This is a genomic window from Streptomyces sp. NPDC048644 (assembly GCF_043199105.1).
GTDB lineage: Bacteria > Actinomycetota > Actinomycetes > Streptomycetales > Streptomycetaceae > Streptomyces.
In genome coordinates, this window is record NZ_JBICVO010000007.1 from 103,463 (window position 1) to 130,386 (window position 26,924).

The window sequence follows — 26,924 nt, forward strand, 5'->3', positions numbered from 1 at the left end:
TCAAGGAAAGGGGCCCACATCTCTGTTCAGCTCTTGCCGGACGGCGGAGCCGGCGTGGTGCCGCGCCATGCGTCGGTGGCGTCGATGTTGGCGGTGGCGCTGCGGGCGGCGTGGGCGGCGTCGCCCGCGCGCAGGGCGTCGAGGAGTTCTTCGTGGCCCCGGTGGTCCGCGCCGTTGAATCCGTGCTCGTCCCAGTGGGCAGTCATCGAGCGGCGCAGCGGCGGTCCGAGAGCGGTGTAGAGGTTGTCGAGCAGAGCGTTGCCGCTGCTGGTGGCGACGCCCTGGTGGAAGGCGTGGTCGGCCTGGATCCATGCGTCGCGGTCGCGGTGCTGCCAGGCGGTGGCGCGCTGGGTGAGCAGGTCGCCGAGGCGGGTGAGTTCCCCGGGAGTGATGCGGGTGGCGGCCAGGCGGGCGGCCTGGGCGTCGAGGGCCTCGCGGACTTCGAGTACGTCGCTCAGTTCGCTGTCGAGGCGCTGGATGGCGCCGGACAGTTCGCTGGTGGCACGCACGTAGGTGCCGTCGCCCTGTCGCGCCTGGAGGAGGCCGGCGTGGATCAGGGCGCGGGTTGCCTCGCGCAGGGTGCCGCGGGCGATGCCGAGCTGTTCGATGAGTGCCGTCTCGGTCGGGATGCGGCCTCCTACCGGCCACCGTCCCGAGGTGATCTCGGCACGCAGCCGCTGGATGACGTCGTCGACCAGTACCGAGCGGCGTGCGGAGGCGAGAGTCACGGAGGTCCTTCCTGACCGGGTAAGAGGGCTCACGGCCATTCTAGCCGTAAAGATTGGACGTTAAAGGTCAGACGTTTTATGTTTACTCGCATGCCGTTGACGCACCGCCCTCCGACTCCTTCGCCCGCCGTCCCCGCCCGGCCCGTCACCTCCCGCTCGCGGGCCGCCTGGCTGACCGCCGCCGGAATCGTGCTGATCGCCTTCAATCTCCGGCTGGCCATCAGCAGTTGCTCCGCGCTGCTGGAACAGCTCAGGTCCCAGCTGGGCTTCGACCCGCTCGTCGCCTCCCTGATACCGGCCCTGCCGACCCTGTGCTTCGCGGCCGTGGGCGCAACCGGCGCGATGCTGGCCCGCCGTGTGGGGACCGAGCCCGCCGTCCTCATGGCGCTGACCGCGCTGGGCGGCGGGCTCGCGGTCCGCGCGGTGCCCCAGACGTGGGCACTGCTGGCCGGCACGCTGCTGGGCTCGGCCGGGCTGGCGCTGTGCAACGTCCTGCTGCCGGCCGTGGTCAAGACGCACTTCCCGGACCGGGTCGCGCTGCTGACCGGGGTGTACACGACCACGATGGCTCTCGGATCGGCCCTCGCCGCGGCGGTTGCGGTGCCCGTCGCGGACGCGGCGGGCCGGCCGTCCCTGGGGCTGGCCGCCTGGGCACTGCCCGCCCTGCCGGCCCTCCTGGTGTGGGCACTGCGGCCGGGTTCCTGGAAGGCCGCGACGCACCGCGCCGGCAGCGGTGCGGTCTCGGCCCTGACCGCCGGACGTACCCGGTTCGGCCTGCTCGTGACCGCGTTCTTCGCCCTGCAGTCCCTCAGCAGCTACGCGGTCATCGGCTGGCTCCCGACCGTCCTGACGGACCACGGCATGAGCCCCGACCGGGCCGGGGTCATGCTGGGCCTGGCCCTGCTCGTCGGAGTTCCGTCCACGTTCGCCCTGATGCCGCTCACCCGGACCGCGGGGCGACTGCGGCTCGCCTTCTGCATCGTCGGGGTCTCGTTGATGGCCGGTTACGTGGGTCTGCTGTGCGCGCCGCTGGCCCTGCCCGCGCTCTGGGCCGTGCTGACCGGCCTCGGGCTGGGGGCCTTCCCTCTGGTCCTGGCCATCATCGGTACCAGTGGTCGCAGCCCGCAGGAGACCGCGGCGCTGTCGACGTTCTCCCAGAGCACCGGCTATCTCCTGGCCTCGGCCGGCCCCTTCGGCATCGGTCTTGTGCACTCCGCGACCGGCGCCTGGACGATGCCGCTGGCCGTGCTGCTGGTGCTCGCCGCCGGGCAACTGCTCGTCGGGCTCTCGCTGACCTCGGCGCGGGTGGTGCGCGACTGAGGCGGCCGGCGGTGGGTGTCCTTTCGCTGTGCGGCGGGCGGTGCCAGGGGCGGCCCGCCGCCCGCCGAGGTCAGTCCTCCTCGGTGAGCGCGCTCCGCAGCAGCGGGACGAGGTCGTCGGGGTCGGCTCGGGTCAGTTCGTCGAAGGCGCCCGAGTGGCGTCCGAGCATGACTCCGATGACGGCCGCCACCATGATCTCGGCCCGTAGCTGCGGCCGGTCGAGACCTTCCCTGACGAAGCGGTCGCGCAGCGGATCCACCAGCCGGGCGTGCAGCGCAGCGCGTGCGGCGTCCTGTGCGGCGGGGTCGGTCAGCCGCTGCACGGCGACCTGGGCCAGCGGGACGGGGCCGCGGCGGTCGGCCCGTGCGAAGATCTCGCGCAGCCGCTCGGGTTCGAGCAGGTCGGCCGGGGGCGCGGCGCCCTGCTCGGCCTCCAGGGCGGCGACGTACAGCAGGGTCTTGCTGCCGAAGTAGCGGGCGATCAACGCCGGGTCCACTCCGGCGCGTTCGCCGATGTCGCGGATCGTCGTACGGTCGAAGCCGCGCTCGGCGAAGAGTTCGCTGGCCGCCGTCAGCAGCAGTTCGCGGCTGCGTGCCGAGTCGTGGCGGCGGCGTTGCGTACCCCCGCTCACCGCTGCGCCCCGGTGCTCCGCGGCGTGCTCTCGTCGTGGCCCGGCGCGGGGTCGCCGGCCGGCTCGTGGGGGCCCGCGGACCGCGGGCGACGGGTGCCTTGCCGGATCAGCGCGACGCTCACCAGCGCCGTGAGCAGCCACACGGCGCAGCCGAGCAGGCCGGCGGTGCGGTAGCCGTCGTTCGACGGCAGGGTCTGCCCGGGGGCGGTGTGGGCCTGGAGGATCACGGCGCTGAGCGCGCTTCCTGCCGAGTAACCGATGTACTTCACGACTTGATTGAAGCTCATCGCGCTGCCGGTCTCGTGCGCGGGCACCGCGCCCACGATGAGGGCGGGTGTCACGGCGAAGTTGAAGCCGACGCCGAGCCCGGCCACGGCCATGGTCACGCACACCCCCCACATGCTCCCGCGGGCGAACACGAAGCACAGCATGGCCGCGAGGGAGAGCAGGCAGCCCAGCGGCAGCAGCCGGGTCAGCGGATTCCTGCGCGCCAGGAGCCGCACCAGCCGTCCGGACACCAGGCTGGCCACCGAGAACGGCACCAGGACCAGCCCGGTGACGACCACGCTCGACCCGAAGCCGTAGCCTGCGCTCCGCGGCGTCTGCAGGTAGCGGGTCACCAGCGAGATCAGCAGATACGTCCCGATGCCGCCGATCATGGTGGTGAAGTCGGCCATGAGGACCGTACGGTCGCGGACCAGCCGCACATCGACCAGAGGGTGCGGCGCGCGCAGTTCGTGGATCACCCACCCGATCAGCAGCAGAACCGCCACCGCGGCCAGGGCGAGCAGCCGGACCGACGTCCAGCCCCAGCGCTCGCCCTCGGTGAGGGCGAACAGCAGCGCCGTCATCCCGACAGTGAGCAGCACCGCGCCCGGCACGTCCATCGGGTGTGCCGGACGCCGTGGGGGCTCGGGCAGCACGAGGGCGGCGGCGATCAGCGCCGCGGCGGCGGCGATCACCGCGAACCAGAATCCGGCGTACATCCCGAAGTACTGCGCGAGCAGCCCGGTGAGGGGGTAGCCGAGTCCGACTCCGGCCACGGTCGTGAGCGACAGCGTCGCCAGCGCCGACCGCGCCCGATCGGGCGGCAGGGCATCGCGGGCGGTGGCGATGGCGAGGGGCACGAGCCCCATTCCGACGCCTTGGAGCGCCCGTCCCGTGAGCAGGAAGCCGAAGCCCAGCGGCAGTGCCGCCAGCAGGCTGCCCACCAGCACCGTGGCCAGCCCGCCGATGATCACCTTCCGTCGGTGCGGACCGTCACCGAGGCGCCCCATCGCCGGGGTGGCGACGGCGCCCATCAGCATCGTCACGGTGAGCGACCACTGCGCGGTGGTCACCGAGACGTGGTCGACGTCGGCGATCGTCGGGATCAGCGGGGCGCCGAGGCTGCTGACGATCGCGACCAGCATGCCCAGACAGACCAGCACCGGGACCAGTGCCCGGTGCTCGCCCGAGGACGAAGTGCGTATGTGCCGCATGGCCACCCCAACTTGTCATCAACCGATGTCTTCACATGATGACACAGTGCCGGTGGCCGTCCGGGTACCGGCCTCCCGCCCGCCCCGGTCGCCTCCCCTGCGCACGCGAACGGCCCGGCGCCGGAGTCTTTTCCTGGCGCCGGGCCGTACGGGTCCGGGCTCTCGCGGACGGGCGCGAGGCAGCGATGCGCCGCCCCGGTTGACGTCCTCGTGTCGGCGGATGTGCCTACTTGCCCGCGCCGACGGGGTCAACCGTGATCGCGGCGGGCGAACTACCGTCGGATACGGCGATGTTGATGCTGAGGGGCAGGGTGTGGGAGTGGGTCTCGTTGGGCGGGGTGACGACGAGGCTGGTGAAGGTCACGCCGCTGCCGCCGGAGTTGTTCGGCGGGACGTGGAGGGTGAAGCGGGTCTCTTCGCCGGGCTTGACGCTGACCTTCTTCGGGGTGAGCTTGCTGCGGTCGGCGCTGGTGGTGCCGTCCTTGCCCTTGAGGTCGGCGCCGGGGAAGCCCTGGAGGGTGAAGAGGAGGAACTGCTCGTCCCCGCATCGGCCTTGTCGCCGCCCTGGCAGGCGGTGAGCGAGAGGCCGGCCGCGAGGGCCACGGCGAGGACGGGGAGCTTGTGGGCGCGCATCGTTTCTCCTTCAGGGCTGAACCGCCCACCCGGCACAGGTGGACCTTACCGAGCACTGAGACTCGACCGGCGCAGGTGCAGTTCCGCTCCGACGGTCTCTCATACGTGCCCGTGACAAACATGTGCGGGACGGCGGGCGGGCCCCGGCCCGTCCCGTACCGCGAGATGTCAACTCGCCCCCGCTCCCCCGCAGTACGGGAGGGTTCTCGCCGCCGGAACCCCCCACACCGGCGGTCCTTCGGTGCAAGGATGGCCGGAATCCGTGGAGTTGAGGGGGACCGGGTGGACAGGCAGGTCGTCGCGTACGCGCTGGACGATGGCACGCAGGTGGGGTTCGAGATCGAGCCGCCTCCCGGGTTCCAGCCGGCCGGCCGGCTGGGCGAGCGGGCCGGCGAGGTGCGGGCGGCCGTCGCGCCTGCCGTACGAGCCGCGCAGGAAGTGCTGTCGCAGGTGCGGGCGACCGGCCGCCCTGAGGAGGTCCAGGTGAAGTTCGGCGTCAAGGTGAGCGGCGGAAGCACCTGGCTCATCGCCGCGGCGAACAGCGAGGTCGCCTTCGAGATCACGCTGACCTGGAAGTCCGAGGAGCCGGCTGCTCGCTCATGAGCGCCGCTTCGACCCCGCGCGCCGGGTGGCGCCTTCCGCAGGACCGTTCGTGGGTGGTCGCGGTCCTCTCCGATGACGATGCGACGCCGGTCGGTGCGGGATTCGTCATCGACGACGAACGGATCCTCACCTGCTCGCACATCTGCGGATCCGAGACCGTACGGGTGCGTTTCCCCATGGTCCCCGGGCAGCCGGTGCGCCGGGCCCTGGTGGTCGCCCGTGGCACCGCCGAGCAGGATCTGGCCGTGCTCCGTGTCGATGCGGACGCAGGGATGCCGCCGGGTGTGCGCCCGCCTGCCCTGCGCTGTCCGCGGCCCGAAGACCTGGAGGGCGGGTCGTGGTGGGCGTTCGGCTTCCCCGGTGGCGACCCGCTCGGCGACAGCGCCAGGGGAGAGATCGGATCGGCCCTGGGGCACGGGTGGGTGCGGCTGGACACGGCTCCCTCCCACCGCATCGAGCGCGGCTTCAGCGGAGCGGGTCTGTGGTGTGCTCCGTACGGCGCCCTCGTGGGGGTCGTCGCTCAGGCGGGCGGCGGCAACGGCCGGGCGGTCACCCTGTTCGAGGCCGGGGACCTCCACGGTCTTGCCACCTGCCGCCCGCCGGACGCCGGTCCCGGCTGGACGCTGGACGGCGATACGCAGGCGGCCAGGCACTGGCGGCCACGCGCGCGCGGGGTGGCCGTCGACAGCGAGGGCGGCTGGCGGTTCCGGGGGCGTACGGCGGCGCTGCACCGCATCGTCGAGTGGTTCCGGCAGCGGGAGGACCACCGGCAGGTCCTGATGGTGACCGGCTCGCCGGGCGTCGGCAAATCGGCGGTGCTGGCGCGGATCGTCACCACCGCGGACCCGGCCGTCGGCGCCCTCCTGCCCGCCGACGACGACGCGGTACGCGCCGACGAGGGCTCGATCGGCTGCGCGGTGTTCGCCAGGGGCAGGACCGCGCTGGAGGTGGCGTCCGAGATCGCGCGGGCCGCGTCGGCCCACGTGCCCGAGCAGCTCCAGGACTTCCCCGCCTTCATGGCCCGCGCGCTCACCGCGGGCACCCCCTTCAACGTGGTCATCGACGCGCTGGACGAGGCCGCGTCACCGGAGCAGGCGCGTCTGATCATCCGGATGGTCGCCCGGCCGCTGGCCGAGACCGTCCCCTGCGCACGGGTCGTGGTGGGTGCCAGGCACCGCGATGACCTGGGTGATCTGCTGGGCGCCTTCAGGGCGGGGCGGGTCACCATCGATCTGGACAGCCCCGCGTACTTCGCGCCGGCCGACCTGGAGGCGTACGCGCTGGCCACCCTCCGGCTGTCGGGCAACGAGCGGGCGGGGAACCCGTATGCCGACGGTGCGGTCGCCCGGCCGGTCGCCCGCCGGATCGCCGAAAGGTCCGCGCGCAACTTCCTCGTCGCCGGACTGGTCGCGCGCAGCCACGGCCTTTACGACACGGAGCCGGTCGACCCCGATGCGCTGACGTTCTCGCCGGATGTGGACGAGGTCCTGCACGCGTACCTGGAACGGCTGGTGCCGCCCGTGGCGGGCGGCGCGGTCTCCGCTGCCGGTGCCCTCACCGCCCTCGCCTTCGCCCATATGCCAGGCTTCACCGCCCCGTTGTGGTCGACGGCCATCGGTGCCCTGCACGACGCGTCCGTCGATCCGCAGGCGCTGGCCCGGTTCGCGCGGTCCGCCGCGGCGAACTTTCTCATCGAGTCCGGTTCCGATCCCGACGGCCGGACGTTCCGGCTGTTCCACCAGGCGCTGGTGGACTCCCTGCTCGCGCAGCGTGCGGACTGGAAGGAGCGTGCCACTGATGAACGCGCCCTCACCCGAGCGTTCCTCACCAGTTGGTGAGGAACGCGACTGGGCCGCGGCCCCCGAGTACGTGCTGCGCTCGCTGCCCGAGCATGCGGCGCGCGCGGGGATGATCGATGACGTGCTCGGGGAGGACGGCTTCCTTCTCCACGGCGACCTGGTGCAGTTGTTGGCCTTCGCCGACCGGGCGGTGACCGAGCGCGGCCGGAACCGCGCGCTGCTGCTGTCGCTCACCCCCGCCGCGGCCGACGCCGGTCCCGCCGAACGGGCCGCCCTGTTCGCCGTGACCGCCGCCATGGAGGACATCGCCGACGCCCCGGCCCCCGTCGGCCGGGCAGCGGTCCCCTACCGGGTGGCGTGGGCCCGTACGCGTCCCCGTACGGAGGTCACCACACTCGACGGGGAGGCCGACCGTGCGACGGCGGTGTGTGTCTTCGAGGGGGACGACGGCAGGCCGCGGCTGGCCGGTGCGGGGTACACCATCAGCCAGGGAATGGGGTGATGGACCGTGCCTGCGGCGGGAATCGGCCGGCGGGAGTACTGGCACGGACGGCTGCACGTGTGGCACGCCGCCACCGCCGGTCTGGAGCACTCCCTGTTGTCGGTGTCGAGCGGGTTGCAAGCCGTCGAAGCGTTCACCCGGAGGGACGGCCAGGTACGGCTCGTGACGATCGCGGCGGACGTCAGCAGGGCCCTGGGACCGCCGGTCATCTGGGATCCGGCGACCGGTGAGCAGGAGTGGGTGCTGACCGCCGCCGGCCGGACGCACGCCCTGTGCGCCTTCGCCGGTGCCGACGGTGCGCCCCTGCTGGCCACCGTTGACATGCCCAACCGCGAGGTGCGCCTGTGGGACCTGGCCTCCGGCCGCCGGGTGGGTTCGATGAACGGATACGACGGCAACGTCGAGGTGTTGTGTGCGGTAACCGGCCCGGACGGGCGGGCACGGGTGGCCGCCGGCACCGGTGGCGGAACGGTGTACGTCTGGAATCCGGCCGACGGCACGCCGGAGCACCGACTGGCGGGCCACACCGGCAGCGTCACCGCGCTGTGCGCGGTCGAAGAATCCGACGGCGGTGTGCGTCTGGCGTCCGGCGATTCCGACGGCCGGATGTACCTCTGGAACCTCCGCACCGGCGTCCGGGAATGGGGCCTGCCGGCCGGTGTGGGCGGCATCGACGCGCTGTGCGCGTTCCCCGGTTCCGACGGGCGGGCGCAGCTCGCCGCCGGTGGGTCCGACGGCTGGCTGTTCCTCTGCGCTCCCGGCGCGGGCGGCGGCCCGCCGGACCGGAGGATCCACGCGGCCGGGATCCGCTCGCTCTGCGCGTACGACGGGCCCGACGGGCGCGCCCGGCTGGCCGCGGCGTGCTCCGACGGGACCGTACGCGTCTGGGATCCCCTCATCGCGCGCCGGAGCCGGCCCCAGCGGCGGCCGGCCGTCGTGCGGATGGCCGCCGTCTGCGCCGGTGCCGACGGCCGCGCCTGGCTGGCCACCTGCGCGGACGACGGTGTGGTGCAGATCCTGGACCCGGAGAGCGGCGAGCCGGTTCGTGAACTGACCGCGCACGAAAGGCCGGTGGAGGCGCTGACCGGGTTCACCGACACGGGCGGCCGGCCGCGGCTGGCCACCGGTGGGCGGGACCGCGCGGTACGCATCTGGGATCCCGAAACCGGCGCGCTGGAGCGGGAGTTGACCCGCCGTGCCCGATGGCTCAACGACGTGGTCGCGTTCACCGCCGCCGATGGCACCCAGCGGCTGGCCACCGTCCAGGGCCTGATCCTGGGGCGGGTGCGCGTCTGGGATCCCGCAACCGGCCGCTGCCGACGGAAGACCCGTACGGGCCCTGCCACCTGGGTCATGTGCGTATTCAACGGAGACGATCACGCACCGAAGGTGGTCCGCGGAGGCCCCAGCGACACCGTCTTCGTCACGGACGCGGAGAGCGGCCACTGTGAACGCAGGCTGGTCGACCCGCACGATCACCACGACGTACGGCACCTCTGCGCGCTCACCGGAGAGGACGGACGCACCCTGCTCGCCGTCGGCCGCAGAACGGTCCGCATCTGGGATCCGGGCACCGGAGCCGCGGAGCGGGAACTCGATGTCCCCGCCGGCAGCGTCAAGGCGATGTGCACGGTCACCGGGGGCGCCGGTCGGGCCCTGCTGGCCACCGGCGGGACCGACCGGGCGGTGCGCGTCTGGGACTGCGCGACAGGCGTCTGTCTATCGGTCATTCCCGTCCATCACCCCGTGCACGCGCTGTGTTCCCTCGGCCGCCGCCTGTTCGTCGGCTCGGAAGCCGGGCTGCTGGCCCTCGACATCGGCACGGGCATCGGGCCCGCGGCCTGAGCGACGCCGTGTGACGCGTCCCGGCCCGCGGGTGAGCCCGCCGTCACCGGCCCTGCGGGGCCGCCCGGTCCGCCCGCCGGGCAGGGGCGCAGGCCAGCGCGGTCACCTCGGCTCGCGCCGCGGCCAGCGAGTCGGCGGCCGGCGGGCGGAAGCGGGCCAGGTGCGGGACGAGTTTGGCCAGGGTCATCTCGGCGCAGACGACACGTATGTCCTCGTCCGCCACTCCCTGCCTGCCGAAGTACGCGCGCAGGTAGGGCGTTTGGAAGTCCCATGCCTCCCGTGGGGTGCCAGGACCATAGGCGCCGCCCCGTGTGCTGATCACCACCACCGACGTGATCGCCGACCCTGCGCGCCTCCGGGAACTCGACCTCGCCGTCCTCGACTGACGGGGCCGGTGCGCCGGTGCGGAGGGGCGATGGCGTGGGCGAGCGCGACGGCGCAGGTCACCCGGTTCCGTCCCGGCGTGCCACGTACCCTTGCGGCATGACGATGCACAAGACCGTCGATGTGAGTGTTGACGCGATGCTCGATGACCTCAGGACACTCGTCGAGATCGAGTCTCCGTCGCGCGACGTCGACGCGTTGCGGGCATCGGCCGAAGCTGTCGCGGCGGTCATCGAGGACCGTCTGGGCGGCCGTGCCGTCCTCATCGAGAGCGAAGCCGGGCCGCATGTGCACTGGTCGGCCGGCGGCGATCCCGCGGTGCTGGTTCTCGGCCACCACGACACGGTGTTTCCGCTGGGCACCCTGGAGCGCCGCCCGTTCCTGGTGGCAGACGGAAAGGCGACAGGCCCCGGGGTCTTCGACATGCTCGGCGGTCTGGTGCAGGCCATTCATGGTCTGGCGGCGCTCGATGACCGGTCCGGTGTCGAGATCCTGGTGACCGCGGACGAGGAGGTCGGCTCCCGTTCCTCCCGTGCTCTCATCGAGGAACGGGCCCTGGCCTGCGGTGCGGTGCTGGTGTTCGAGGGTGCCGCTGACGGCGGGGCCCTGAAGACCGGCCGTAAGGGCTGCGGCACGTTCCAGGTCTCCGTCGCCGGGCGGGCGTCGCATGCCGGCCTTGAGCCGGCGGCCGGGGTCAATGCCCTGGTCGAAGCGTCACATCAGGTACTGGACATCGCCGCGCTCGGCCGTCCTGAGATCGGCACGACCGTGACCCCGACCGTCGCGTCCGCCGGCACCCTGGACAACGTCGTTCCGGCGGAGGCGACCGTGATCGTTGACGTCCGGGTCGAGTCGGCCGAGGAGAAGGACCGCGTCGAAGCCGCCTTCGCGGCGCTGGCCCCGCATCTCGACGAGGCGGAGATCGCCGTTGAGGGATCCGTCGGACGGCCGCCGATGCCCGAGTCGGCGTCGGCCGAGCTGTTCGCCCTGGCGCAGCGGTTGCTTCCCGGCCTCGAAGGCAAGGCGGTGGGCGGCGGGAGCGACGGCAACTTCACGGCGGCGCTGGGGGTGCCGACGCTCGACGGGCTCGGGGCGGTCGGGGGCGGCGCCCACGCCGACCACGAGTTCCTGCTGGTCGGTGCCATGGCCGAGCGGGCGCGTCTCGTTGCCGGACTGGTGCGGGCCATGCGGAACCGTTGAACGGCCGGGCCGGGGGCGCGCCAGGGTGACCAACGCGCCTCTCCCCCGGCCCGCCCGCCTGCCGGTTCGTCTGGTCACCAGGTCACCCGAAGCTCCCCGATGCCGAAGAAGAGGCCCTGGTTCATCGGCACCTCGTCCGCGGGGACGGCCAGTCGCAGCGTGGGGATGCGTGCGAACAGCGTGCGCAGGGCGGTTTCCATCTCCACGCGTGCGAGGTTCTGGCCTATGCATTGGTGGACGCCGTAGCCGAACGCGACGTGGTTGCGTGCCGAACGGTGGACGTTCAGCTCCTGTGGGCGGTGGAACTGCGAGGGGTCGTGGTTGACGGCTCCGCCTGCGATGAGCACGCCGTCGCCCGCTCGGATGCGTCGGCCGCCGACCTCGATGTCCTTGGTGGCGACCCGGGCGAGGCTGCCGATGATGGACAGGTAGCGCAGCAACTCCTCGATCGCGCCGGGGAGCAGCGCGGGGTCTTCGCGGAGCGCCGCGAGTTGTTCCGGGTGTTCCAGGAGGGCCAGGACGCTCAGCGCGATCATGTTCGCTGAGGTGTCGTGTCCCGCGAGGAGCAACGACATGGCGTAGCGGACCAGTTCTGCCCTCGCCAGCCGTCCGGGCAGGACCTGTTCGACGACCAGTTCGTCGAGCAGGCCGTCGCCCGGGGACTTCTCCTTGCCCTGGATCAGCCGCTCCAGGTAGTCGGCGAGGGCGGTGAAGGCGTCGACGACCTGCCCGGGGGCGAACCTGCGCCGGGCCTGTTCCTCGAAGAAGTCGTGGTCTTCGTAGGGCACGCCGAGCAGTTCGCAGATCGTGCCGGAGGCCACCGGGAGGGCGAAGGCGGAGACGAGGTCGGCCGGGGGGCCCTGGGCGAGCATCGCCGCCAGGCGTGCGTCGACGATGCGCTGGATGTTCGGGCGCAGCGCGGCGCAGCGGCGGACGGTGAAGCTGGGGATGAGCATGCGCCGTTGGGCGGTGTGCTCGGGCGGGTCGGTCCTGACGAGGGCGCCCACCAGGAGGCCGATGTCCTTGTTCTTGAGGGCGGCCATGGCGGGTTCGGCCAGGGGGAAGTTCGGCCGGTGGTGGTCGGACGACATGGCGGGGTCGGCGAGCAGTTTCCTGGCCTCGGCGTGGCCGGTCACCGCCCAGGCGGTGCGCCCGCCGGCCAGCCGTACCTCGGTGACCGGCCCCCGGTCCCGCAACTCGGCGTATCCGGAGGGCTGTTGGAAGGGGCATTCCCTTGTCAGCGGGAACTCGGGGAGGCCGTTCGACGTTCCGTCCTTGTTCTCGGCGATGCGGTCGATCGTCATCCGTCATACCCCCGCTGTGCTGATCGCCTGTGGGAAGCGGAAGAACCGGCCGGGGTCGTAGCGCTTGCGCACCTCGGTCAGCCTCCGGTGGTTCTCGCCGTAGTACGCCTGCCGCCAGTCGGTCAGGGCGGGGTCCGGCATGTTCTGGTAGGTCTCGCCGTTCGAGTAGTTGTCGACGGCCTGGAACTGTGCCGTGACCCAGGTCTGGGCGGCGGCTCGCTCGTCCTCCGCCGGGGTGCCGTCGGCCATGGTGTCGGCGAAGATGAGCGCGAAGTTCGTGTCGCGGTGGACGTAGGCGGTGTCGGTCCGTGCGGGGTCGTTGGCCCGGCCGCCGAGGGCGACGCCGGTGATGGACCGGCCGTGGCCCGCCCTGCGGGCGGCGTCGAAGGCGGTCAGCAGCGCTTCGTTCCCCGCACTCGGCAGCGGCCGGCTGAACATGCGGTTCCGCAGCCGGATGAAGTCGCCCCGGCGCAGCAGCGCCTCGGGGGTGTAGCCGATGCGGTGGCACTGTTCGACGCTCTTGTCGGCGCAGCCGTACCAGCGCATCATCGATTCCTGATACGGCAGCGTGTCCACCGTCCGGCCGGCCGGGGGCGCGCCGACGCGGGCGGCGAGGCCGTCGATGGCCCGCTCCAGGGCCTGCGCCGAGCCCGTCCACGCGCCGGTGACGGTGACGACGGGGACCTTACCCGGGGCCGCGTCGGGCAGTGCGATGCCCAGGACGGTGCCCAGCTCGGCGGGCCCTTCGGTGACCCAGTCCTGCCAGCCCGCCAGGACCCCGGCGGCACGCTCCCACGGCCAGGAGAGGGTGAAGTTGACCAGCCGTGAGATCTTCACGGGGACGCTCTCCAGGCGGGTGACGATGCCGAAGTTGCCGCCTCCGCCGCCGCGCAGCGCCCAGAACAGGTCGGGTTCGTGGTCGCGGGAGCAGGTCACGATGCGGCCGTCGGCGAGCACGATCTCGGCCGACACCAGGTGGTCGCAGGCCATGCCCTCGCTGCGGGTCAGCAGTCCGTAGCCGCCGCCGAGCAGATAGCCGGCGACGCCGACGGTGGGGCAGGTGCCGCCCACCAGGGCGAGGCCGTGCGGGGAGAGCGCGGCGAGCACGTCGATCTGCTGGGCGCCTGCTCCCACGGCGACCGTGTCCGCCCGGACGTCGACGGCCCGCAGCCGGGACATGTCGATGACGAGACCCGGAGTCGTGGAGTAGCCGGCCTGGCTGTGCCCTCCCCCGCGGGGGAGGGCCGGGACGTCGTGGTCCTGCGCGAATCGCAGGCAGGTGCGTACGTCCTGCACCGATGCGCAGTAGGCGATCCCCTGCGGGCCGGTGGCGTCGAACTGGCTGAAGTACGTCTGCCGTGCCTGCCCGTACGCCTGGTCGGCGGGGAGGACGAGGGTGCCCTTCAGGTGGCGGCGCAGCGTCTCCCAGGGCGGCCCGCTGCTTCCCGAGGCCGCTCCGGTCGTGGTGAGCAGGGTGGCGCCCAGCGCCGCTCCGGCTCCCAGGCGCAGGGTGGTTCTGCGGTCGATCGACATCGGTTTGGTGCACCGTCCTCTGTGTCTGCCGGTCGGCGACGGCTCGTCCCGCGCGGACCCCGGGGCCGGGAGAGGTCTTCGGTCTCCCGGCCCCCGAGGTGCCCGCCGGTACCGCCGGGTCAGGCTGCCTGGAAGATCAGCTCCGCCTGGTCCCGCTTGGTGTACGCGTCCCAGTACAGCTCCGCGATGGTGTCGGCCTCGGTGCCGGGCTCGGTGTTGATGTAGGCGTTGACCGAGATGTGGGCCACGTGCACGCCCTTCTCCGCCAGGGCGCTGTTCAGCGTCCGCGCGTAGTAGCGCACGGTGGATCCTGCGATCCCGAAGTTGGCCACGAAGGCGAGGGGTTCGACCGCCGCATACGCCGTGGTGAACAGCACGGTGCCGCTGCCGCGCTCGACCATCTCCGGCAGGACCTCGCGGACCGTCCTGATCGCGCCGTGCAGTTGCACGTCCAGCTGCGCCTGGGTGTTCTCGACCGTCATGGCCTCGGGCCCGACGATGTCGACGCCGACGTTGGGCGTCTTGGTCACGGGGGCGAACGAGACGACGTCCACGGCCCCGAAGCGTGCGCGGACGCGGGCGAAGGCGGCTGCGAGGGACGCCGAGTCGGTGACGTCACCGGCGAAGCCGGCGGCCTCGACGCCCAGTTCGGCGAGGTCGGCGGCCAGCTTGTCGACGTTCTCCTGGGTGCGGGAGACAAGAGCGACCTTGAAGCCCTTGCTGCCGAAGATCTTCGCGGCGGACAGACCGAGGATCGGGCCGGCGCCGACGATCGCGATGGTGGGCATAGCGGTTCCTTGTCGTTGACGTGGATACGGCGCCGGCGAGGGCGCCTGGTGCGGTGCCTCCGAGGTGGTGCGCGTGACGTGCGGCGGGTGCGTGAAGCACCCTGGCGAAAGTCGAGGCACCCCTCATGTATGCCGACACTAACACAAGTCGAGGGGGCCCTCGACATAGGCGATGGTCGACTACAGTGGCGTCATGACCGCCGAACGGACCGCGACCACGGAGACCGGGCGCCCCTTGCGCCGCGACGCCCAGCGCAATCGGGACGCGATCCTCGCGGTGGCCCGCACCGCCTTCGCCGAGCAGGGCATCAACACGTCCCTGGAGGGCATCGCCCGCCAGGCCGGCGTCGCCATCGGCACGCTCTACCGGCACTTCCCGCGCCGCCTCGACCTGATGCAGGCGATCTTCGACGGCAAGCTCGAAAGCTGCGTCGAGGCGGGCGAGCGGGCGCTGACCGTGCCCGACGCCTGGGAGGCGTTCACCGGCTTCCTGGAGCGGCTCTGCGAGCTCCAGGCCCAGGACCGGGGCCTCAACGACCTGCTGTCCATGACCTTCAGCTGCGACTGGACGATCGACGCCCACGAACGCATCCGGGCGCTGTTCGCCAAGGTCGTCGCGCGGGCGCACGAGGACGGCAGGCTGCGGACGGACGTCACGGCCGAGGACCTCGTCCTGGTGGTCTGGTCCCACACCCGCGTCATCGAGGCGACCCGCACCTCGGCGCCCCACGCCTGGCGCCGTCACCTCGCCCTGACGCTCGACGGCTTCCGTGCCGACCGGGCGCATCCCCTGCCGGAGCCGCCCATGGCCGCCGCCGCGGTGCGCGAGGCGATGGCGGCCCTGGGCGAGTCGGTGGTCTGGCGCTGAGGCCGTCTCACGCCTTGCGGAAGACATCCTTCACCGCGATTTTTCCGTCGCGCAGCGTGAAGATGTCCACTCCCCGATCGACCACGGTGCCGTTCGGGGCTTCCACCGCGTACTCCAGGATCACCTTGTCCGCGGCCTCCACCTGCTCCCCGTAGACGATCCGCACTCCCTGGCTCTCCATCTCCTTGCGCTTCTCGATCATTCCGGAGAGCAGCGCGGGAATCTCGTCCCGCCGGTAGGTGGTGCCGGGCTCGGGTCCGTCCCAGGAGATCCAGACGCCGTCGTCGGTGAAGCACGCGACGGCCCCCGGTACATCGTCCCCTTCGCCCGCCGCGAAGAACCTGCTCACTGCGTTGTCGGCCATGTTCCGACTCCCTTCTTCCCGACTCTCGTCGATGCGTCGATGCGTCGATTCCGTGATCGCGTCAGCCCTCGTGACAGCCGTCGCGGCTCAACTCAGCCGCAGCGGGAGCCTGTCGAGGCCCCGGAACTGCATGCTGTACCTCCAGCGCAGGCTCGCGTCCGGCACCGCGAGCTGCCAGGAGGCGAAGCGTTCGAGCAACTTGCGGAAGACCACCTCCCCTTCCAGCCGGGCGAGCGGCGCGCCGAGACAGTGATGGATGCCGTGTCCGAAGGCGACGTGGCCGGATGCCGGGCGGTCGATGTCGAAGCGCTCGGGACCGGGGAATCTGCCGGCGTCCCGGTTCGCGGAGAGCAGTGACACGAAGACGATCGCGTTCCGCGGGATCTGGACGTCGCCGACCTGGACCGGGTCCTTCGTGAACCGGATCGTCGCCAGATTCAGCGGCCCATCGAAGCGCAGGAACTCCTCGATCGCCCCGGGGATCAACTCGGGCGCCTGCCGCAGGCGTTCTTGCACCTCGGGGTGGCGCAGCAGCGCCAGGACACCGCTGCTGATCATGTTCGCCGTGGTCTCGTAGCCCGCGTTCATGACCAGGAAGATCGTTGACAGCAGTTCGCCCTCGTCGAGCCCGCTCCCGTCGTCCTGGGCTTCGAGCAGGGCGGTCACCATGTCATCGCCCGGCTGGGAGCGCTTGCTCTTGATGAGTCCGCCCATGTAGGCGTACATCTGCGCGAGGGCGGCCTGCTTCTCGTCGGCGCTGCCGTCGACGTTGGTGAGGACGGCGTTCCAGCGCCTGATGTCGGCGAACCGGTCATCCGCCACCCCGAGGAGATTGCCGATGACGTAGATCGGCAGGGCCAGCGCCACCTCTTCCACCAGGTCGAATGCGCGGCCGACGACGATGGTGTCCAGCAGTTCGTCGGTGGCGTTCTCGATCCACGGCCGCATCTTCTCGACCCGGCGCATGGTGAATGCCTTGCCGATCAGCCGGCGCAACCGGGTGTGGTCGGGAGGGTCGCTGAAGAGCATGTTGCGCGGATTCGGCGGCGCGGCGGGCGGCGCGGCTCCGGGCTGCGTGGCCGGCGCCGTCTCGTCGGGCACGAAGTTCGCGGCGATGACCTGCGGCAGGCTCCGCGCGTCCTTGGACAGCCGGGGGTCGGCGAGCAGTGCCCTGGCTTCTTCGTAGCCGGTGACCACCCAGGCGTCCATCTCTGCGGCGAACGTCTTGACCACGCGCCTGTGTACGGTGCCTTGTCCCCGCAGTTCCTGATAGACGGCGTGCGGGTCCTGGAAGAACTCGGGGGCCAGGAGTGACCGGTGGCCAGGCGGCGGCTGCTCTAGCACGGCATCTTTCCTTCGTCAGGTCCCTGCGGTCGGTCGTTCCGTTCCTGCGTCTGCGTGGTCAGCCAGTCCTCCACGGCTTCGGCCGTCCCTTCGGCACAGGTGTCGATCACGCTGAGGTGGTCGCCGGGGACGTCCACCGGGGTGTGCGGCGCGGGCCACACGGCGCACTGCGGACCCTCGGTCCCGGACAGCGAGTCGGTGGCCCTGACGTGCAGGACCGGGCAGCGGATCACCCCGGGTGACCACGGACGGAACAACTTGAGGTACCACCCCATCGCCATGAGTTTCCTGTCGTCGACGAGATCGGCGACCAGCTCACGCGCCGCGAGCCGTCCGAACACATCGCCCTGGAGAGCGGCCAGTTCAGAGCTTCCGGGAGGCGAGGAGTCGAGCAGGACGACACCGGACGGCGCTGCGGCCTCGCCTCCGGCTGCCAGCCGCTCGGCCAGGGCCTGCGCGAGCCACCCGCCGGACGAGTAGCCGACCAGTACGTACGGAGCGCCTCCGGCGCACTGCCCGACCGCCGTGGCCTGGCGGGCGATGAGCTGGTCCAGGGTCGTGGGCAGCGCTTCGTCGTGCCGGTAGCCGGGCGGGGCGATCACCGCTACGTCGCGTACGTCCCGGAAGGCGGCGGCGAATCGGGCGTACTGGTACTCGCTGGCCGGGGCGGCGAAGCTGGGCAGGCAGATCAGCGTCGGCGTGGCCGGCCCCTTCGCGAACCGCACGGCCTTGTGCGCGGCCCGTTCCCGGGCGGTGGGGCGGTCGAGGCCGAGTGCTTGTGAAGCCGTGGCCAGCAGGTCGAGTCCATCGGCGGTCCGGCCGTGGGCGCACGCCTGTTGGAAGAGCGCGGCGAGCGAGGTGTCGTGCGGCGGATCGGCGGGGGCGGTCTCGTTCGCGGTGGTGAGGCCGGTGGCCAGGTGGGCGGCGAGGGCCGCTGGTGTCGGGTGGTCGAAGACCGTCGAAGGCTCCAGCGGCATGCCGGTGGCGGAGGCGAGTTCGTTGCGCAGTTCCACCGCGGTCAGGGACGTGATGCCCAGCTCCGTGAAGGAGTGTGTGGGCGGTATCTCTTCCAGGGGGTACCCGAGGGTCCGGGCGGTGCGGGCGCGGACGAGTGCGAGCAGCGCGGACTCCCGGTCCCGGTCCGGCAAGGAGGCGAGGGGTTCGCGCCCGGCCGTGGTGTCGTCCGGTGGGCTCGCGGCCGGTTCGCCGGCGGGGCGCGACCAGGCCGTGGCCGGCCAGTAGCGCTTCCGCTGGAAGGCGTAGGACGGCAGGTCGACGCGGCGGGCTCCGGTGCCGGCGTAGAACGACGACCAGTCGACCCGGGCGCCGCGGACCTGGGCCCTGGCCAGCGCCGTCACGGCGGACCGCGGCTCCGGCCGGTCGCGGCGCAGCACGGGTACGGCGGCCACGGCCGACGGATCGGCGGCGCAGTCGGGAATGAGCGCCGACAGGACGCCGTCCGGGCCGAGTTCGATGAACGTCCGCACGCCGTCGTCCTCCATGGTGCGCACGACGTCGAGGAACCGCACCGGCCTGGTCACATGGTCGACCCAGTGGTCCGCGGAGGCGATCTCGCCGGTCACCGGCTTGCCGGTCGTCGCGGACACGAGGGGGATGGCGGGGGCGGAATAGGTGAGCGTGCGGATGGCGGCGCGGAAGGCGTCGAGAACGGGGTGCATCAGCGGTGAGTGGAATGCGTGGCTCACCTTCAGCTTCTTGGTTTTGCGGCCCTGCCCCGCGAACCGCTCCCGCACGCGCTGCACCGTGGGCTCGTCACCGGCGATGACGACGGACCGGGGGCCGTTGATCGCGGCGATGCTCACCCGGTCCTCGCAACCGGACAGCAGGGGAAGGACTTCGTCCTCGGTCGCCTCGACGGACACCATCGCCCCGCCGGACGGCAGCGCCTGCATCAACTTCCCTCGCGTCGCGACCAGTTGGGCGGCGTCCGCGAGCGAGAAGACCCCCGCCACATGCGCAGCCGCGATCTCACCGACCGAATGCCCGGCCAGCACATCAGGCCGCACGCCCCACGACTCCATAAGGCGGTAGAGCGCCACTTCCACCGCGAACAGGGCCGGCTGCGTCAGCCCCGTCTCGTCGAGTCCGTCACCCGACCACATCGCCTCGCGCAACGACCTGCCCAGCAGCGGGTCGAGCTGCGCGCACGCCTCGTCGAGCGCCGCCGCGAACGCCGGAAAGGTCCCGTACAGTGCGCGGCCCATCCCCGCCCGCTGTGCGCCTTGGCCGGTGAAGACGACGGCCAGCCGGCCGGGTGCCACCGGCCCCGTCACCACGTCAGGTCCCGCGCCGTCGCCCGACGCCAACGTGCCCAGGCCGTCCAGGAGTTGTTGGCGGTCTTCCCCGATCACCACTGCCCGGTGCTCGAAGGCCGAACGCGAGGTGGCCAGCGACCAGCCGATGTCGGCGGCCGACGCGTCATCGTGCGTCCGGGCGTACGTGTGCAGCCGCTCGGCCTGTGCCCGCAGGGCCGGTTCCGAGCGGGCCGACACCAGCCACGGTGTGAAGGCCGGGAGCGGAGCGTCACCTTCGCGTGCGTCGGCTTCTTCGCGGGTGTCGTCGTCCGGTGCCTGTTCGAGCACCACGTGGGCATTGGTCCCGCTGATCCCGAAGGACGAGACGGCGCTCCGGCGCGGGCGTCCGGTCTCCGGCCATTCCCGGGCTTCGCGCAGCAGTTCCACCGCGCCGGATGTCCAGTCGATGATCGGTGACGGCTCGTCCGCGTGCAGCGTGCGCGGCAGCACGCCGTCCCGCATCGCCATCACCATCTTGATCACACCGGCGACACCGGCCGCGGCCTGTGTGTGACCGATGTTGGACTTCACCGAGCCCAGCCACAGCGGACGGCCGGCCGCGCGCTCCTGCCCGTACGTGGCGAGCAGCGCGTCCGCCTCGATCGGGTCGCCCAGCCTGGTTCCCGTGCCGTGCCCTTCCACGGCGTCCACATCGGCGGCCGAGGTCCCGGCGTTCGCCAACGCCTGCCGGATCACCCGCTGTTGGGCAGGTCCGTTGGGTGCGGTCAGGCCGTTCGACGCGCCGTCCTGGTTCACGGCCGAGCCGCGCACCACCGCCAGCACCCGATGACCGTTGCGCCGGGCCTCCGACAGCCGCTCGACCAGCAGCATGCCCACACCCTCGCCCCAGCCGACCCCGTCGGCTCCAGCGGCGAAGGGCTTGCACCGGCCGTCGGGTGCGAGTCCGCGCTGGCGGCTGAATTCCACGAAGCTCGTCGGGGTGCACATCACCGAAATGCCGCCCGCGAGCGCCATCGAGCACTCGCCCGACCGCAGCGCCTGCCCGGCGATGTGCAGTGCCACCAAGGACGACGAGCAGGCCGTATCGAGGGACACCGCAGGTCCCGCGAGCCCCAGTTGGTAGGCGATGCGCCCTGAGGCGACGCTGGCGGCGTTGCCCGTCAGCAGGAAGCCCTCCGTTTCCTGCGGTGCCCGCATCAGCAGGAGCGGGTAGTCCTGGCCGTTGCCTCCGGTGAAGACGCCGACCTGGGTGCCGCGTACCGTCTCCGGATCGATGCCCGCGTGCTCGAAGGTCTCCCAGGACGTCTCCAGCAGCAGCCGCTGCTGCGGATCCATCGCCAGCGCCTCACGCGGCGAGATCCCGAAGAATCCGGCGTCGAACTCCCCCGCGTCGTAAAGGAATCCGCCCTCACGCGCATACGACGTCCCCGAACTCGCCGGATCCGGGTCGTACAGACCGTCGAGGTTCCAGCCGCGGTCGGACGGAAGTTCCGAGACGGCGTCGACGCCGTCGGAAACCAGCCGCCACAAATCCTCCGGCGTCCGCACCCCGCCCGGGAAGCGGCACGCCATACCGACGATCGCGAGGGGTTCCGACGCCGATGCGACGAATTTGCGGTGGTGCTGACGTAGCCGCTCGTTGTCTTTCAGGGAGGACCGCAGGGCCTCGACCAGCTGTTCCGTGGAATGAGCCACAATATTCACCCCCGCCAGATCGTCGGTCGGTCAGTCGGACAGGTTTCCGGCGGCCAGCCGCAGCAGGCTCTCGGCATCCATCGTGTCGATCGCGTCCACCGGTTCCGTCTTCTCCTCGTGGTCGGCCGCGGCAAGGTTCAGCAGCGTTTCCAGGACTCCGGCCTGCCGGAGTCGGCTCAGCGGAATCGTGGTCAGAATGCGGCGGATTTCGGCTTCTTCGCCGTCGGTCCCGCCCGGCACCGCCCCGCTCTCCTCTGGGAAGAGGGCCGAGCGCAGGTATCCGGCGACGGCCGCCGCGGTCGGGTGGTCGAAGACGAGGGCGGCGGGCAGGCGCAGGCCGGTGGCGGCGCCGAGCCGGTTGCGCAGTTCGACGGCGGTGAGCGAGTCGAAGCCCAGTTCCTTGAACGCCCGGTCCTGCCCGATGCCCCGCTGGTCCGGGTGGCCGAGCACCGCCGCGGTCTCGCCTCGCACCAGGTCGACCAGCGCCCGGTGGCGTTCCGTTCCGCTCAGTGCGTCCAGCCGCCGTACGAGGCCGGACGGACCGCCGTCCCCGCTGCCGCCGCCCGCTCCGGTCCCGTGCGCCACGGCACGCCGGACGGTCACCCTGACCAGGTCCCGCAGGAGGACCGGCAGGTTCTCGCCCTGCTCGCGGAGCATCGCCGTGTCCCAGCGGACCGGGGCGAGAAGGGCCTGGTCGAGGCGGAGGGCGACATCGAAAAGCGTCAGAGCCTCCGCGTCGCTCAGGGGCGCCAGGCCGCCGCGTGCCAGGCGGCGGCGGTCGTCGGCACCGAGGTGGTCCGTCATGCCGCCGGCCTCCCCCCACAGCCCCCAGGCCAGCGAGACGGCAGGGATTCCCTGGCCTCGGCAGTGGTGGGCGAGCGCGTCGATGAAGGTGTTCGCGGCGGCGTAGTTCGCCTGGCCGGCTCCGCCGAGCAGGCCGGCGGCGGAGGAGTAGAGCACAAAGGCGGACAGGCCGAGGTGCTTGGTCTCCGCGTGGAGGTTCCATGCCGCGTCCACCTTGGGGCGCAGCACCGTGGCCAATTGCTCCGACGTCATGGCGGAGACGATGCCGTCCGCCAGTGCCCCGGCCGCGTGCACGACGGCGGTGAGCGGGCTCTCCTTCGGTATACCGGCGATGAGCCTCGCCAGCTGTGCCCGGTCGGCGACATCGCAGGCGGCGACGGTGACCCGCGCGCCCGATGCCCGCAGCTCGGCCGCCAACTCCGTTGCTCCTTCGGCCTGTTGGCCGCGGCGGCTCACCAGCAGCAGATTCCGCACGCCGTGCCCGGTCACCAGGTGGCGGGCGAGGCGGGCGCCCAGCGCACCGGTGGCGCCCGTAAGCAGCACTGTGCCATCGGAGCCCAGTGGGGAGGGGACCGCGACTGCGGGGTTCACGGCCACTGCGGGGGCCTTGGCGAGGCGCGGCACGAAGGCCGCGGGGCCGCGCAGGAGCAGTTGTGGCTCCCCGGTGGCGAGCGCGGCGGCCAGCTGCCCGGAGTCCACTTCTCCCCCGTCGGTGTCGGCGAGCACGAAGCGGCCTGGGTTCTCCGTCTGGGCGCTGCGCAGCAGGCCCCAGACTCCGGAGTGCGCCAGGTCGCGTACCTCCTCGTCGGCGCGGCAGACGGCCCGGTGCGTGAGGACGAGAAGCCGGGAGGCGGCGAAACGCTCGTCGGACAGCCAGGACTTGACGAGTTCCAACGCCCGAGCGGTGGCGGCGTGCGCATGCTCGACGACCTCGTCCTCCGCGTCCGGTGCGGAGGCGAGGGACGCCACGACGACCGAGGGCACATCCGCGCCTTCGTCCAGGGCGCGGACGAGGGCACCGAGGTCGTCGTAGGTGCGTGCACCAGCGGCTCGGTCGGCGCCGAGAACCGCCCAGGAATCCGGGACCGGCTCGTCGGCACCCGAGGCGAGCGGCACGCTCTTCCACTCGACCCGGAACAGCGAGGCGTACGGTTCGCCCTGCTCAGGCCCGCGCAGCTGATCGGCAGGCACCGCCACCGCCGTCACCGATTCAGCGGAGACCACTGCCTGTCCGGCTTCGTCGGCGGCCGTCAACGACACCGTGCCGGAGCCGATCCCCGACAGCCGGACGCGCAGTGCGGTGGCTCCGGTGGCATGGACACGGACACCCGACCAGGAGGACGGCAGCACGACACCGCCGTCATGGCCGTCATGGCCGTCCGCGGCATCGGGCAGCATCGCCTGGGAGGCGGCGTCGAGCAGCGCCGGGTGGAGGGTGAAGGACTCGGCGTCGGAGCGGTGTTCCTCCGGCAGTTCGACCTCGGCGTAGATCTCGTCCGCACGCCGCCATACGCGACGCAGGCCCTGGAACGCGGGGCCGTAGCCGAACCCTGCGGCGGACAGGGACTTGTAGACGCCGTCGACCTCGATCTCCCTGGCGTCGGCCGGGGGTGGCCATTCCCACGGCGGGGCGGGGACCGGGGCAGCGGTCTGGGCAGGGGCAGGGGCGGCGGCCCGCGCGAGCAGTCCGGTGGCGTGGCACGTCCAGGGAAGGTCGCCCTCGGCGTCGGGGCGGGAGTAGATGGTCACCGCGCGGCGGCCGGACTCGTCCTCGCCTCCGACGACGACCTGCAACGGGACGCTTGCGTGCTCGGGCAGGACGAGCGGCGCGGTCGCCGTCAGCCGCTCCAGCACCGCGCAGCCCACCTGATCCCCGGCGCGTACCGCCAACTCCACCCAGGTCGCGCCGGGAACCAGGAGCCTGTCCAGCACGGCGTGATCCGCCAGCCACGGATGCGCGCCCGCCGACAGCCGGCCCGTCAGCACCACCCCTGACCCGTCGGCCAGCTCCACCGCGGCGCCCAGCAGCGGATGGTCCGCGGCACGCAGCCCGGCCGCGGTCACGTCACCCCGCTCCGGCTGCACCTGGAGCCAGTACCGCTCGTGCTGGAACGCGTACGTCGGCAGCTCCACGCTCCGGGCCCCGCACTCCGCGAACACCCGCTTCCAGTCCACGTCGACGCCACGCACCCATGCCTCGGCCGCCGACTCCAGGAACCGGCGCAGACCGCCCTGCTCCCTGCGCAACGACCCCACGACCACCGCATCAGCGCCAACGGCTTCGGCGGCCTCCTCGATGCCGTACGTCAGCACCGGGTGCGCGCTCACCTCGATGAACGCGTCGTGCCTGTCGCGCAGGAGCGCCCCAACGGTCTCCTCGAACCGCACGGTCCGCCGGAGGTTGCGGAACCAGTAGTCCGCGTCCATGGCGGTGGTGTCGATGGCCGTGCCGTCGACGGTGGAGTACAGCGGGATGCGGGATGGACGAGGGCGCACGGCGGCAAGAACGTCGCGCAACTCGGCCTGGATCCGCTCCACTTGGATGGAGTGGGAGGCGTAGTCGACGGGGATCAGGCGGGCCCGGACCTCGTCGGCCTCGTAGGCGGTGACGAGGGCGGCGACCGCCTCCGCGTCACCTGAAATCACCGTGGAGCTGGGGCCGTTGACGGCGGCGATACCCACCTGGTCGTCCGCGTCGATCCTTTCGCGTACCTGGTCCTCCGGCAGCGCGATGGACGCCATACCGCCGTGACCGGCCAGCTCACGCCCGATGATCTGCGAGCGCAGAGCGACAACGCGGGCGCCGTCCTCCAGCGACAACGCGCCCGCTACTACAGCCGCAGCGATCTCACCCTGCGAATGCCCCACCACACCGGACGGGACCACGTTCAACGAACGCCACAACTCCGCGAGCGACACCATCACCGCCCACGACACCGGCTGCACCACATCCACCCGGTCCAGCCCGGCACCCTCCCGCAGGACCGACGTCAACGACCAGTCCACATACGGCGCCAGCGCCGCCTCACACCGGCCCATCCACTCCGCGAACACCGGAGATTCAGCGAGCAGTTCGGCAGCCATGCCCGTCCACTGCGTCCCCTGCCCCGGGAAGACGAACACCACCTCCGAACGCACACCACCCACCACGCCGGATGCCGGATCTGCACCCGCCGCGAGCGTCCCCAGGCCCGACAGCAGTTCGTCGCGGCCCGACCCCAACACCACCGCACGATGCTCGAACACCGAACGCGACGACGCCAACGACCAGCCCACATCGCACGCCGACGCATCACCATCGGCGACGAACTCCCGCAGCCGCGCCGCCTGCCCCCGCAACGCATCCGCCGACCGGCCCGACACCACCCACGGCGTCACCACCGGAACACTGGCGTCAGCGGCCTCATCCGCCTCCCCCACCGGCGCCTGCTCCAACACCACATGCGCATTGGTCCCGCTGATGCCGAAGGACGAGACACCGGCCCGACGCGGACGGTCCCCCACCTCCGGCCACGCACGCGCCTCACGCAACAACTCCACCGCGCCCGACGACCAGTCCACGGCTTCCGATGGCTGATCGACGTGGAGCGTGCGCGGCAGCTCGCCTTCCTGCATAGCCTTGATCATCTTGATCACGCCTGCGACACCGGCGGCGGCCTGTGTGTGTCCGATGTTCGACTTCAACGAGCCCAGCCACAACGGCCGGTCCGCGTCCCGGCCCTGGCCGTACGTCGCCAGCAGCGCCTCGGCCTCGATCGGATCGCCGAGACGCGTCCCCGTGCCGTGCGCCTCCACCACGTCCACATCGGCGGTGGAGAGCCCGGCAGCCGCCAGAGCCTGACGGATCACCCGCTGCTGCGAAGGCCCGTTCGGCGCCGTCAGACCGTTGCTCGCCCCGTCCTGATTGACCGCCGAGCCGCGTACCACCGCCAGCACCCGGTGCCCGTTCCGCCGGGCGTCCGACAGTCGCTCCACAAGGAGCATCCCCACACCCTCGCCCCACCCGGCTCCGTCGGCGTCGGCGGAGAAGGACTTGCAGCGGCCGTCGGGTGACAGCCCGCGCTGGCGGCTGAACTCCACGAACAGGGTGGGGGTGTTCATGACGGTCACGCCGCCCGCCAGCGCGAGTGAGCACTCCCCGGAGCGGAGCGCCTGTGCCGCCAGGTGGAGGGCCACCAGCGACGAGGAACAGGCGGTGTCCACCGTTACCGCCGGGCCCACCAGGCCCAGCGAGTAGGCGATGCGCCCCGAGGCGATGCTGCCCGAGTTTCCGCTGACGACGTAGCCTTCCAGGTCGCCGGGGGTCTGTGCGTGGTCCGGCACATAGCTCTGGTACATGAGCCCCGCGAAGACGCCGGTCCTGCTGCCGTGCAGTCCGGTGGGGTCGATGCCGGCGCGCTCGAATGTTTCCCATGCCGTTTCGAGCAGCAGCCGCTGCTGCGGGTCCATTGCCATGGCCTCGCGCGGGGAAATCCCGAAGAACGCGGCGTCGAAGTCGCCCGCCTCGTGCAGAAATCCGCCTTCTCGCGCATAGGTCTTTCCCGAACGGTCCGGGTCGGGGTCGTAGAGATTGTCTTCCCAGCCGCGGTCGGACGGAAAGGCGCCTACCGCGTCGACCTCGTCCTTCACCAATTTCCAGAGGCTCTCGGGAGATGTCACCCCGCCAGGAAAGCGGCAGGCCATGCCGATGACGGCGAGGGGTTCTTCGGCTTTGGATTCGAGTTCCTGGACTCGTCGGCGGGCCCGGCGCAGATCGATGGTCATCCGCCGCAGATAGTCGACGAGCTTTTCCTTCTCATCTTCCGGCACCGGTGCCACTTCC

18 protein-coding genes and 1 pseudogene are annotated in these 26,924 nt (G+C 71.9%); 7 read left to right on the forward strand and 12 right to left on the reverse strand.

Features of this window, described 5'->3' with window-relative positions; translation table 11 throughout:
* Positions 1 to 26: 26 nt before the first annotated feature.
* Complete coding sequence (locus ACGFNI_RS17890; protein WP_393684797.1) at positions 27 to 728, reverse strand: FadR/GntR family transcriptional regulator; 702 nt, start codon at positions 726 to 728, stop codon at positions 27 to 29.
* Between the two features lie 90 nt (positions 729 to 818).
* Here ACGFNI_RS17890 and ACGFNI_RS17895 point away from each other — a divergent pair, with 90 nt between their 5' ends.
* On the forward strand, positions 819 to 2,048 hold the full coding sequence (locus ACGFNI_RS17895) for an MFS transporter (RefSeq protein WP_393684798.1): 1,230 nt from the start codon (positions 819 to 821) through the stop codon (positions 2,046 to 2,048).
* Positions 2,049 to 2,118: 70 nt separating this feature from the next.
* On the opposite strand, the gene ACGFNI_RS17900 is transcribed toward ACGFNI_RS17895, so the two are convergent.
* From ACGFNI_RS17900 to ACGFNI_RS17910, 3 genes are all read right to left on the reverse strand, one after another.
* Positions 2,119 to 2,679: a TetR family transcriptional regulator gene (locus ACGFNI_RS17900; RefSeq protein WP_393684800.1), complete on the reverse strand. Its 561-nt coding sequence runs from the start codon at positions 2,677 to 2,679 to the stop codon at positions 2,119 to 2,121.
* Positions 2,676 to 4,160 (reverse strand): MFS transporter, encoded by a 1,485-nt coding sequence (locus tag ACGFNI_RS17905; protein WP_393684802.1) that lies wholly within the window; start codon positions 4,158 to 4,160, stop codon positions 2,676 to 2,678. The genes ACGFNI_RS17900 and ACGFNI_RS17905 overlap by 4 nt, the downstream gene beginning before the upstream one ends.
* A gap of 226 nt (positions 4,161 to 4,386) precedes the next feature.
* Positions 4,387 to 4,731: a DUF4232 domain-containing protein gene (locus ACGFNI_RS17910; protein WP_393685227.1), complete on the reverse strand. Its 345-nt coding sequence runs from the start codon at positions 4,729 to 4,731 to the stop codon at positions 4,387 to 4,389.
* A 344-nt stretch (positions 4,732 to 5,075) separates the two neighbouring features.
* Here ACGFNI_RS17910 and ACGFNI_RS17915 point away from each other — a divergent pair, with 344 nt between their 5' ends.
* From ACGFNI_RS17915 to ACGFNI_RS17930, 4 genes are read left to right on the forward strand one after another with little or no spacing between them, the layout of a single operon-like run.
* Positions 5,076 to 5,396, forward strand: coding sequence for a CU044_2847 family protein (locus ACGFNI_RS17915; RefSeq protein ID WP_393684804.1), 321 nt, complete (start codon positions 5,076 to 5,078; stop codon positions 5,394 to 5,396).
* Positions 5,393 to 7,234 carry an AAA family ATPase gene (locus ACGFNI_RS17920; RefSeq protein WP_393684806.1) on the forward strand — a complete coding sequence of 614 codons (1,842 nt, stop codon included), beginning with the start codon at positions 5,393 to 5,395 and terminating at the stop codon, positions 7,232 to 7,234. The genes ACGFNI_RS17915 and ACGFNI_RS17920 overlap by 4 nt, the downstream gene beginning before the upstream one ends.
* Entirely contained in the window at positions 7,194 to 7,697 is a 504-nt protein-coding gene (locus ACGFNI_RS17925) for a hypothetical protein (RefSeq protein ID WP_393684808.1), read from the forward strand. The genes ACGFNI_RS17920 and ACGFNI_RS17925 overlap by 41 nt, the downstream gene beginning before the upstream one ends.
* 6 nt (positions 7,698 to 7,703) lie before the next feature.
* Positions 7,704 to 9,542 (forward strand): WD40 repeat domain-containing protein, encoded by a 1,839-nt coding sequence (locus tag ACGFNI_RS17930; RefSeq protein ID WP_393684810.1) that lies wholly within the window; start codon positions 7,704 to 7,706, stop codon positions 9,540 to 9,542.
* A 43-nt stretch (positions 9,543 to 9,585) separates the two neighbouring features.
* Here the strand turns inward: ACGFNI_RS17930 and ACGFNI_RS17935 are convergent, their stop codons facing one another.
* Positions 9,586 to 9,867 (reverse strand): hypothetical protein, encoded by a 282-nt coding sequence (locus tag ACGFNI_RS17935; RefSeq protein ID WP_393684812.1) that lies wholly within the window; start codon positions 9,865 to 9,867, stop codon positions 9,586 to 9,588.
* 158 nt (positions 9,868 to 10,025) lie between these two features.
* On the opposite strand from ACGFNI_RS17935, the gene ACGFNI_RS17940 reads away from it, so the two are divergent.
* Positions 10,026 to 11,126 (forward strand): M20 family metallopeptidase, encoded by a 1,101-nt coding sequence (locus tag ACGFNI_RS17940; protein ID WP_393684813.1) that lies wholly within the window; start codon positions 10,026 to 10,028, stop codon positions 11,124 to 11,126.
* A gap of 74 nt (positions 11,127 to 11,200) precedes the next feature.
* On the opposite strand, the gene ACGFNI_RS17945 is transcribed toward ACGFNI_RS17940, so the two are convergent.
* The 3 genes from ACGFNI_RS17945 to ACGFNI_RS17955 form a co-directional block, all read right to left on the reverse strand.
* Positions 11,201 to 12,430: a cytochrome P450 gene (locus tag ACGFNI_RS17945; protein WP_393684815.1), complete on the reverse strand. Its 1,230-nt coding sequence runs from the start codon at positions 12,428 to 12,430 to the stop codon at positions 11,201 to 11,203.
* A gap of 3 nt (positions 12,431 to 12,433) precedes the next feature.
* A complete protein-coding gene (locus ACGFNI_RS17950; protein ID WP_393684817.1) occupies positions 12,434 to 13,963 on the reverse strand; it encodes an FAD-dependent oxidoreductase in 1,530 nt (509 codons plus the stop codon).
* 119 nt (positions 13,964 to 14,082) lie between these two features.
* Complete coding sequence (locus ACGFNI_RS17955; protein ID WP_393684819.1) at positions 14,083 to 14,751, reverse strand: SDR family NAD(P)-dependent oxidoreductase; 669 nt, start codon at positions 14,749 to 14,751, stop codon at positions 14,083 to 14,085.
* 193 nt (positions 14,752 to 14,944) lie between these two features.
* Here ACGFNI_RS17955 and ACGFNI_RS17960 point away from each other — a divergent pair, with 193 nt between their 5' ends.
* Positions 14,945 to 15,619 (forward strand): TetR/AcrR family transcriptional regulator, encoded by a 675-nt coding sequence (locus ACGFNI_RS17960; protein ID WP_393684821.1) that lies wholly within the window; start codon positions 14,945 to 14,947, stop codon positions 15,617 to 15,619.
* A gap of 7 nt (positions 15,620 to 15,626) precedes the next feature.
* Here ACGFNI_RS17960 and ACGFNI_RS17965 read toward each other — a convergent pair whose 3' ends face one another.
* The 4 genes and pseudogenes from ACGFNI_RS17965 to ACGFNI_RS17980 form a co-directional block, all read right to left on the reverse strand.
* The gene (locus ACGFNI_RS17965) at positions 15,627 to 15,983 is read right to left on the reverse strand and encodes a nuclear transport factor 2 family protein (protein WP_393684823.1); all 357 of its coding nucleotides are present in this window, start codon (positions 15,981 to 15,983) and stop codon (positions 15,627 to 15,629) included.
* Between the two features lie 87 nt (positions 15,984 to 16,070).
* On the reverse strand, positions 16,071 to 17,327 hold the full coding sequence (locus ACGFNI_RS17970) for a cytochrome P450 (RefSeq protein ID WP_393684825.1): 1,257 nt from the start codon (positions 17,325 to 17,327) through the stop codon (positions 16,071 to 16,073).
* A pseudogene (locus ACGFNI_RS17975) lies at positions 17,321 to 21,274 on the reverse strand (type I polyketide synthase); the annotation flags it as partial. The gene ACGFNI_RS17970 and the pseudogene ACGFNI_RS17975, both read right to left, overlap by 7 nt.
* Before the next feature lie 54 nt (positions 21,275 to 21,328).
* Positions 21,329 to 26,911 carry a type I polyketide synthase gene (locus ACGFNI_RS17980; RefSeq protein ID WP_393684827.1) on the reverse strand — a complete coding sequence of 1,861 codons (5,583 nt, stop codon included), beginning with the start codon at positions 26,909 to 26,911 and terminating at the stop codon, positions 21,329 to 21,331.
* Between the last annotated feature and the right edge of the window lie 13 nt (positions 26,912 to 26,924).